The 9321-nt window shown below is 40.1% G+C and carries 7 protein-coding genes; 5 read left to right on the top strand and 2 right to left on the bottom strand.

The window, feature by feature from the left end:
• Positions 1-546 precede the first annotated feature (546 nt).
• The gene (locus tag IQ274_RS13290) at positions 547-1305 is read left to right on the top strand and encodes an SDR family NAD(P)-dependent oxidoreductase (RefSeq protein ID WP_163926790.1); all 759 of its coding nucleotides are present in this window, start codon (positions 547-549) and stop codon (positions 1303-1305) included.
• Positions 1306-1420: 115 nt separating this feature from the next.
• Here the strand turns inward: IQ274_RS13290 and IQ274_RS13285 are convergent, their stop codons facing one another.
• The gene (locus IQ274_RS13285) at positions 1421-2458 is read right to left on the bottom strand and encodes an aldo/keto reductase (protein WP_163926789.1); all 1038 of its coding nucleotides are present in this window, start codon (positions 2456-2458) and stop codon (positions 1421-1423) included.
• A 680-nt stretch (positions 2459-3138) separates the two neighbouring features.
• Between IQ274_RS13285 and IQ274_RS13280 the strand changes: the two genes are divergently transcribed.
• From IQ274_RS13280 to IQ274_RS13265, 4 genes are all read left to right on the top strand, one after another.
• Positions 3139-5031, top strand: a complete 1893-nt coding sequence (locus IQ274_RS13280; RefSeq protein WP_194142529.1) for a lipoxygenase family protein — start codon at positions 3139-3141, stop codon at positions 5029-5031.
• Positions 5032-5145: 114 nt separating this feature from the next.
• A complete protein-coding gene (locus IQ274_RS13275) occupies positions 5146-6495 on the top strand; it encodes a cytochrome P450 (RefSeq protein WP_163926787.1) in 1350 nt (449 codons plus the stop codon).
• 88 nt (positions 6496-6583) lie between these two features.
• Entirely contained in the window at positions 6584-7144 is a 561-nt protein-coding gene (locus IQ274_RS13270; RefSeq protein ID WP_163926786.1) for a hypothetical protein, read from the top strand.
• A 304-nt stretch (positions 7145-7448) separates the two neighbouring features.
• Positions 7449-9125 carry an alpha/beta hydrolase gene (locus tag IQ274_RS13265; RefSeq protein WP_194142528.1) on the top strand — a complete coding sequence of 559 codons (1677 nt, stop codon included), beginning with the start codon at positions 7449-7451 and terminating at the stop codon, positions 9123-9125.
• Here the strand turns inward: IQ274_RS13265 and IQ274_RS13260 are convergent.
• Positions 9122-9319, bottom strand: a complete 198-nt coding sequence (locus IQ274_RS13260) for a hypothetical protein (RefSeq protein WP_163926784.1) — start codon at positions 9317-9319, stop codon at positions 9122-9124. The two genes, IQ274_RS13265 and IQ274_RS13260, sit on opposite strands and share 4 nt — an antisense overlap.
• Positions 9320-9321 lie beyond the last annotated feature (2 nt).

Below are 9321 nucleotides of genomic sequence, written 5' to 3'. Positions count from 1 at the left end.
TCTATAAATTCTTGTAATTCTGCGATCGCCATTTCTAGACGCTGGGTTATCATTGTTCGTTATTAGACAGATATTTTTACCCGTATTATCTCGCAGTCCTTTTCAGAAATCAAATATGATTCCTATACTTGTCTGAATGTTATTTTCTAATAGATTTTGGTAGTTAATATGATAGTTCCCAGAATTCAAGTCAAGTTAACTCTTCAAATGCGAATTAAATAATGATTAGCCTCGCTAATCTTTAGCACCACGCAATGACTATAAACTTTCTCTGACAGTGCGTATAGTCCGTTTATTTACGTAATAGTCTAAGTCTAGTTATGCTAAATAACTGGCGAATTTACTTACTTGCGTCAGTCTAAGAACCACAAATACAGATTTCTACTGAAGTGAACGATCATCAGTAAATACGCATTGCGATTTTTCAAATTTGGGTAAAATACATCAGGCTTGGTTATTTATTAATAGCGTTGTCAAAATCTTGACAAAAGTACCCGGTGTAAAATAACTGAGGTAACAGGTTACAACAACGAAAAAGCAAAAATCATGAATAGCAATATTAAGAAACTCACAGGTAAAGTTGCCCTCATTACAGGTGGTTCACGGGGTATTGGTGCTGCGATCGCTAAACGTCTGGCTGAAGACGGCGCAGACATTGCCATCAGTTATGCCACCTCATCCGAAACGGCCGCGATCGTTGTCCGGGAACTCGAAGAAAAAGGCGTTAGTGCCGCCGCCTTCAAAGCCGACCAAGCCGATCCTCTCCAGGTTGGGAATTTGGTTAAGATGGTCGCTGAACGCTTTGGTCGTCTCGATATTCTCGTGAACAACGCTGGCGTATTTGTCCTTGGTATAGTTGGCGATCCTGCAAGCGATATTGCATCCTTAGAACGGCAGTTTGCGATCAATGTGGGTGGCGTAGTGGCTGCCGTCCGCGCTGCTGCACCACTCATGACTGAAGGTGGACGGATCATCTCCATCGGCTCCTGTGTTGGAACCCATTCGCTTTGGGCAGGAATCTCCGATTATTCAGCAACTAAATCTGCGATCGCTGGCTACACGCGCGGATGGGCACGTGACCTGGGGTCGAGGGCGATTACAGTTAACGTTATACAGCCAGGCCCAATTGAAACTGATATGAACCCATCTGATAGTGATTTTGCGGTAATCCAAAAAGCAGCCACAGCGCTCAACCGCTACGGTAAGCCAGAGGAAGTTGCAGCTGCGGTCGCTTTTCTCGCCAGTCCTGACGCAGCTTTCATCACCGGTGCAACACTTGATGTTGATGGCGGGATGAATGCTTAGATATCTTAACCAATTAGGTGCAACAGTCTGCTGTGGCTTTATTAAATAGTCGTATTACCAAAGTCCGTGTTTGATTGAGTCGGGGTCTTAAACCCAAAACCCGTTTGCTTAAAACTTATCCCAACCACTCAGGATTTTTGGCTGTACCATCAAATTGGCTAGTGGTTTTAAACAGTTCATACTGACCTTTAAGAGCAGCTTGGCGAGTCCGATTCAGTAATGCTTTAACTTGTTCTTGGCTCATGGGTGTAAAAGTACGTACTGCCTCGAAAGCCTGGTTTAAGATGGGCATACTTTCAATGCCTGTAATCACCGTTGAAGTTGGCAGATTCATCGCGTAATGCAGACATTCGATAGGCTTGACCACATTGCTTTTGAGAATGTTTTGGTCGCCCATTGATTTCATCCCCAGTACAGCAATTCCCTCCTGAACCAGTCTGGGTAAAACTTGCCTCTCAAAACTGCGGAAATGGGCATCCATAACATTTAACGGCATCTGCACTGCATCAAAACGGAAGTTGTTTTGATTGGCAACTTCCAACATTCTCAGGTGTACTAAAGGGTCTTTGTGTCCAGTAAAGCCTATGTAGCGAATCTTGCCAGCTTTTTGTGCTTCCACAACTGCTTCCATCGCACCACCAGGGGCAAAAATCCGGTCTGGGTCTTCCATACGAATGACTTCATGATGCTGCAATAAATCAATGCGGTCTGTTTGCAAACGTTTTAAAGATTCATCAATTTGTTTAGTAGCGGCCGCCTTTGTGCGACCGTCAATTTTAGTCATCAGAAAAGCTTTTTGACGATAACCATTTTGCAGAGCTTTACCCATGCGAATTTCGCTACCTCCGTTATGGTAATCCCAGCAATTGTCCATAAAATTAATCCCGCGATCGAGGGCAGTACGGATCAGATTAATACCCTCTTGCTCATCTTTTGGTCTACCAATATGATGACCACCTAGACCAATTACAGATACTTGTTCTCCAGTGCGTCCTAGTTGCCTGTAGAGCATTTCACCTTTTTTTATCTGGAGTGGGGTAGGCTGATTTTGTGCTAAAACCTGTTTAGTGAAACCTTGTAAAGCAAATACTCCAGCTCCACCTAAACCAGAAGCAGAAACTAGCTTCAGTAAATCTCGTCTGTTAATATCCACAAATTAATCCTTTTGCCACAGTATGAGAACTTGCCCTGATAGCTAGCTTTGCATGGGAGCAAAATTCGCTGCTTCTAACTGTTGAAGGAGAAAAGCAGTGAGGTAGAGATAGATTTTTGATAAACAGAGGGTAAGAGAAAAGAATATCCCATCGCTGTGTAAGTAAAGGAAAAATTGGAGACATAGGAAGCAGAAGAAGAATCTAATAGTCGTCTTCCTGATGTTGTTTCAGTAGTTAAAATGTCAACTCCAACACAGTGCCTTAGTCCGAAAGTGTTATTAGAGAATTGTTTCTAAATCTTGGCAAGTATCATTTGTAGTGCTAAATATTCCTTGCAAAATTTCGAAACATTTAGCGTGTGGCTCAAAAATTGAGAAATTCCAGAAAATTTCTTTAGAAAAATCAAAATTTCAAACTTGATTGCGATAATAAGTTTAGATAAAGGCAATAGGGAACAGGGCAGGAGTTGGAAGGGGACTGTTAACCCGTCCAACACAATCGTCCCATTGGGACGGGGCTTTTGACCCGATGAAAGGTCGAGGTAACAAGATCCGCATCTAACCAAAAATCTTCACTGTTGTCCGTTGCCTGTTCCCTGTTCCTTTGACCGAAAGTTAGTAACTCAAACCTGTTTATCCTCAAGTGTTAAATTTCCCAGTACTACACATGAGTAGAGCCAATGACTGCTTTATCACCAGATCATTCAATCAGTTCATCAAGTACTCATACTTTAGATATAGCTAGGCAAGAGTATCAATATAACTACAACCATATTCCATCTATTGCGATGGTGGATCAGCTTTCTATTACGGAAGAGTTCACCACTAACTGGTATTTTTTATTAGCCCAGCAGTTACGAGTTCTTTTTATCAATACCTTGATTGTCAACAGAGGCAATCAAGATTCTAAATCGATTCGTGATGATGTCGAAAGATTTATTTTAGAAGCCTTGCTCAAGGGAGCAGTACCAGCCCGAATCAGCATTCTGGCAAGAATCCTGCAAATTATCCCTCAGCTTTTGCTCAAAGAGATATCTAAGGATTTTAGAGAACTCGACGATCTTTTTCATTCTATTCTGAAAGAAAACGGACTTGCGATCCTCAGAGATGCTCTAAATAGGATAATTACCCTTTTATATGAAGGACAGCCTACAGGACATGCAACCAGTCTCAAGGACTACGAAAATTTGTTTCCGGTGATTAGTCTACCAGCCATCGCTAAAACTTATCAGGAAGATGAAGTATTTGCCTACATGAGAGTTGCTGGCTACAATCCCGTCACGATTGAGCGAGTAACTACTCTAAGCGATCGCTTCCCAGTCACAGACGAACATTATCAAGCAGTGATGGGAAATGACGATTCATTAGCAGCAGCCGGGCTTGAAGGAAGACTCTACTTAGCTGACTATAAAATTTTAGATGGTGCGATCAACGGTACATTCCCACACGAGCAAAAATATCTCTATGCTCCCCTAGCACTGTTTGCCTTACCCAAAGGCTCAGACCCCACCCGTCTATTGCGTCCGATAGCCATTCAATGCGGTCAAACCCCAGACCCAGATTATCCAATTGTTACCCCTAACTCCGGTAAATACTCTTGGCTTTTTGCCAAAACAGTAGTCCAAATAGCAGATGCTAACTACCACGAAGCTGTTACTCACCTAGCAAGAACTCATCTTTTGATTGGTGTTTTTGCGATCGCAACTGCTCGACAATTGCCACTCACCCATCCCCTGAGAATCCTGCTGCGCCCGCATTTTGATAGCACCTTAGCAATTAACGATGCCGCCCAACGGATTCTCATTGCTCCAGGCGGTGGTGTCGATAGATTACTCTCATCATCAATCGATAACTCTCGCGTTTTAGCAGTGCTAGGGTTGCAAAGCTATAGTTTTAACAGCGCCATCTTACCTAAGCAATTCCAACAGCGCGGTGTAGACGATCCCAATATCTTGCCTATTTATCCTTACCGGGATGATGCCCTACTAGTCTGGAATGCCATTCATCAATGGGTTTCAGACTACCTGAACCTTTACTACACCACGGATGAAGACATTCAAAAAGACAGAGCATTGCAAGCGTGGGCAGCTGAAATCTCAGCTTACGATGGTGGTCGTCTCCCCGATTTTGGCGAAGGTGGGGGCATCAAAACGCTAAATTACCTGATTGATGCCACTACACTGATTATTTTTACTGCCAGTGCCCAACATGCAGCCGTTAACTTTCCGCAAAAAGATTTGATGGGCTACGCCGCAGCTATACCAATGGCAGGTTATTTACCAGCCTCAACTCTTAAAAGAGAAGTTACTGAACAAGACTACCTTAATTTGCTCCCCCCTTTAGATCAGGCACAACGGCAATACAACTTACTCAGCTTATTAGGGTCTGTATACTACAACAAGCTGGGCGAGTATGAGCAAGGATACTTCACAGACGAGAAAGTAAAACCATTGTTACAGGCATTCCAAAGTCATCTTCAGCAGGTAGAAGATACCATCAAGCAACGTAATTTGCACCGTCCACCCTATGAGTATCTACTTCCTTCTAAAATTCCTCAAAGCATCAATATCTGAATTAGGGACAAATAACTAACGACAAATGACCAATGACAAATGACCAATAATAAATGACCAATAATAAATGACCAATGACAAATGACCAATGACAAATGACTCAAAATAAATATTATGACACTTAAAGATAAAGTTCTCAAAGGTCACGATCGCCAGCTTTGGCTTGCACCTATACTAGCCAAAGTAGGTTATGACACTGCGATCGGCAAGTTTCTGCGTTTGATTTTCTATTATACAGATGCCTCAATCATACTCAAAGCGTGGCGGGACTTTCTCTACATCCGTAAGGACAATATTGGAGACAAGTATTTTGCGGTAGACCAAGCAATTATGCATTCCTCTCACTCGCAGGTGAGGGAACTAATGCAAACCCAACCCCAACTGCGAGGAAATGATTTAGGCATCATCAGAATATTAGCTCCTAACTACCTGCTTGATAATCCTCTGAGCTTGGGAACGAACGGTAACGAACACACAGGACTACGTACTGTAATCTTACAAGCCTTACCAGAACCGTCTCAAAAGATAGACTTCTTAGGGAATCTAGTTGAGCAAAGCTTGTTAGAAGCTGCTAAACAAGGCAAATTACACATCGGTAACGATTTACCAAAGATCATGCTATCAGTTTTGCATCAACTGGTTTTTCAGATATCTTTATCTGAGGAAGAAATTACAGCATCCGATAGTTACATTAAAGGTTTGGCTCTCGCATCCTTGCCTAATTTTATTAACAAGTATCTGCTGGCAATATTAACAGCACCAAAAATTCGGCATCGTCAATATTTAACCAAGCGATATAAACAATCAGCTTTATGGGCATCTTACTTTGAAACAGGCGCTCAGTATCAGTTGAACGAACACCAAATCGCTAATACCCTTTTCGATATGATTCATATCGCTGGTACTGCCGGCACGAGTGCGCTTTTAGGATCAGTTATTGGCGTTCTCTGCTTGGATAATGCCCTCAGAAATGATGTAGTGTCAGAAGTGAATGCAGTCTGGAATGGTAAGAAAACTTTAGACCCAGATGCTCTAGAACAGTTAACACTTCTCAATCAAGTGATTTTAGAAACGGCTCGTCTCTATCCACCTGTGCGGTTTGTTAGCCAACTCACCACTGAAGGGGGTGAAGTTGAGATTGGAGAACAAAAATGTCCATTCCAAAAAGGTACTCGTTTGCTTGGCTCTATTCTTACAGCTAATCGGGATGCCAACAGATACCAAAATCCAGATGATTTTGACCTTACACGGAATTTTTCAGATATTTTATCTTGGAACGGTGAAGAGCATGAGCGAGCCTGTCCTGGTAAATCCTTATCAATTGGCTTTATCAAGATTTTCTGTTTACATCTGTTCCAGAACTATCAATGGGACTCAATTACAGAAGTCAAGTGGGATTTTGAAAAAGTGACTGCCGTTACTCCTAATAATTTAGTGCTACAAGGTTTTGCTCAACGACTGTAAGTAATAAAATTAAGAGCCGGAAGTTTTGAATTAGAGGATGTTTGTAAGTGCTTTTTGGGTGTATATTCATTACGAATTAAAAATTAGTATGACCGAATTAATTGAAGAGAAGCAACTAGATAATATTGCAACCTGGATGATTCCAATTAAAGAAACAAACTTACCATCTATCCTTAAGGGTGTATTTTTTATGGATGGGAATCCTCTGCCAGATACTTGCATTACTATGTACAATTTGGAATGGAATATGCAGAGTAGAACTTTGGTTTTACCAACCTTTGCTCCATTACAGTGGACTTTTCATAACTCGATTGCGGGTTGGATATTACTACGTTTAATTCAATGGTTTAAAGTAATTTACAAAATTCAATTTGAAGATGAAACGTTGCAACAAGCTCAAGTCATCCCTGTTTTGCTGGGAATACCAATTTCAACATTGATTGTAAGTTGTACAATGTCCCAAGACAAAAATTCTCTTAATGGAGATATTTGGTACAGAAATAACATTTGGTTCGGCGGACTTTCTAGGGCTGGTGAGTATACTCTCCGTAAGGTTGTTGATCAAGATGGTTGTTATACTCCTGCTTTTAACGATATGCTTTCTAGGGTGAAAAATGAGTGTTTAGTGATTGCACACCACTCAAATTGACATGGTTTGTCCTTTTGGGTAGCAAGTTTACCCGTTTCCTAGTCAATACTCTTTTAGAAAAGCAGTCAAGACTAAAAATGACTACTCATGTAATAAAAAGTATAAGCCTCTAATTCGTTATTTTGATTCAGCAATCCCAAATTAGTTAAAGGCTTACTTCAAGAGATTAAACAAGAAGGCAGGATTTGCTTATAGATAATTCATATAAATATTTAGTGAATTCATTATCTAAGCAGGCTGCTCTAACACCAACAAAAAGCGATTACGATATACTGAGTCTTAATTGTAAAAGGAAATAGACCTGATGAACTATTGTGATAATCAAAATCTGCCAGACAATCAACCGTATAAAATTTACGAATTTAAAAAAATTAATCAGGAAAAAATCCCTGGCTATTTAGTAGTCAGTACTGCCAAACTGAACGTTGAGACAGAAGAACATAATTCTAATAGATATTTATCATTAGTTGCTAATAAAAAGCTTTTTAATATCAATGATGGACAAGCTGAACCTTCAACCCAAGACATGATTGAGAAAATTGCTAAAACTTTGGAATCAAGCCCCGAACCAGAAATTATTATAAATATTCATGGATATAGTTCTACACCATCGGATACAGAGACAGGCTGCAAAAAGATTTATGAATACATTAATACGGCTATTCAGCAACCAAATAAGTATATTTTTATCGGATATAGATGGCCATCGGAAAATCCTGTAAAAACGGATGAGTCTGGTTCTTTTGGGCAAAAGCTAATCAACGCACTTTCTTCTCTACCAATTTTATTAGCTATCAATTTAGCTCTGGGACTAACAATTAGTATATGGTCTGCTATAGCTCTATTGTTCCTAAATATTTTGAGTAATAGCGCTGTCCACTTTTTCACAGCGATGTTAATTTTATCTGGCATTGTATCTGTAATTATTTTTACATTAATTATTCTTAGACTATCTACTTATTTCCGTGATACTTATAGAGCGACTAATTACGGAGTTACAGATTTAGTTGAATTGATTAGACAGCTTGATTATACGGTAAAACTACCTCGAAATAAACGGATTAAGTTATCTTTTATTAGTCATAGCATGGGATGTTTTGTAGTTACAGATGTAATTCGTATTCTCTCTGATGTTTTTGATGTAAAATCTATTAATAAAAAACCGGATTCGGATATTGGCAATGTATTTCGATTAGGCAGACTTGTACTAGTTGCACCTGATATACCTGTAGAAAGTATCTTGCCAGGACGTGCTAATTTCCTTCGTTCTTCTTTACGTCGCTGCGAAGAAGCTTATATATTTTGTAATGAGGGAGACTTAGCGTTACGATTTACCTCTACTGCCGCAAATTATTTTAGTTTCCCAGCGCGAACTCGTATTAGTGGATATAGGCTTGGGAATATAACAGTTAAGCATTTCAACAATAAAAATGATTTAGTGGGTCACACACCCAGATATGGAGTTGTTAATTTGCACAAGCAAGACTATGGCAAAGGTTACAGACTTGACAACCCTTATAAATATTTAGAAATTCGTTCTTCTAGTAGCGAACATAGAAAACTTGAAGAGATAACTAAAATGTCAGAAGAGTCGGTACAACCCGCAGATTTATTTACATATTTTGACTGTACAGATTATAAAGATGACCGGATAGATCAGATCGGAATTGTTAGTTCTGCCATCCAAAAGCCTGCGATAAATTTTGGGAATTACATTCTCCTAACCTTGGCATTTATTCGGAAATCTATTAACAATAGAGATCCTCAAGGTATTGATACCCACACAGGCTATTTTGGAGGTGGTTTTAGTCAGAAAGCCATTTACGAATTAGCTTTTTTAGGATTTCAAGGATTTTTAGAATCTTTGTCAATTGGAGGAGACGAGCTTGAGCAAATTAGCGTTTTTTCTCAAAGATGCCAAGAAAAGCAAATTCAAGTGATTCTTGCGCCGCAAATTTATCAACAAAAAACTCAACGTTAGACAAGAGATTCCGAAATCATTGGTAATACAGGCTGGACAAACGTGACATCCTCAGTATTCAATCGATAGTACCTAACCCTCCGATCATCCTCCAGCGATCGCCACGACTCAGTGGACAGTCCGAGTTGAGTCAATACTTTTCGGGTTTTGGGGGAAAGGGGAAAGGGAAAGGGTTTAAATTGCCCTTTCCCCATTG

It is taken from the genome of Nostoc sp. LEGE 12447 (genome assembly GCF_015206985.1).
Classification (GTDB): Bacteria; Cyanobacteriota; Cyanobacteriia; order Cyanobacteriales; family Nostocaceae; genus Nostoc.
Note: the sequence above shows the minus strand (reverse complement) of the source record. Positions and strands in the feature narration are given on the sequence as shown.

Bases quoted from the DNA above. Each gene is read 5' to 3' on its own strand.
- IQ274_RS13270 (WP_163926786.1), top strand. From the start codon at position 6,584: ATGACCGAATTAATTGAAGAGAAGCAACTAGATAATATTGCAACCTGG.
- IQ274_RS13265 (WP_194142528.1), top strand. From the start codon at position 7,449: ATGAACTATTGTGATAATCAAAATCTGCCAGACAATCAACCGTATAAA.
- IQ274_RS13275 (WP_163926787.1), top strand. From the start codon at position 5,146: ATGACACTTAAAGATAAAGTTCTCAAAGGTCACGATCGCCAGCTTTGG.
- IQ274_RS13280 (WP_194142529.1), top strand. From the start codon at position 3,139: ATGACTGCTTTATCACCAGATCATTCAATCAGTTCATCAAGTACTCAT.
- IQ274_RS13260 (WP_163926784.1), bottom strand. From the start codon at position 9,319: ATGGGGAAAGGGCAATTTAAACCCTTTCCCTTTCCCCTTTCCCCCAAA.
- IQ274_RS13290 (WP_163926790.1), top strand. From the start codon at position 547: ATGAATAGCAATATTAAGAAACTCACAGGTAAAGTTGCCCTCATTACA.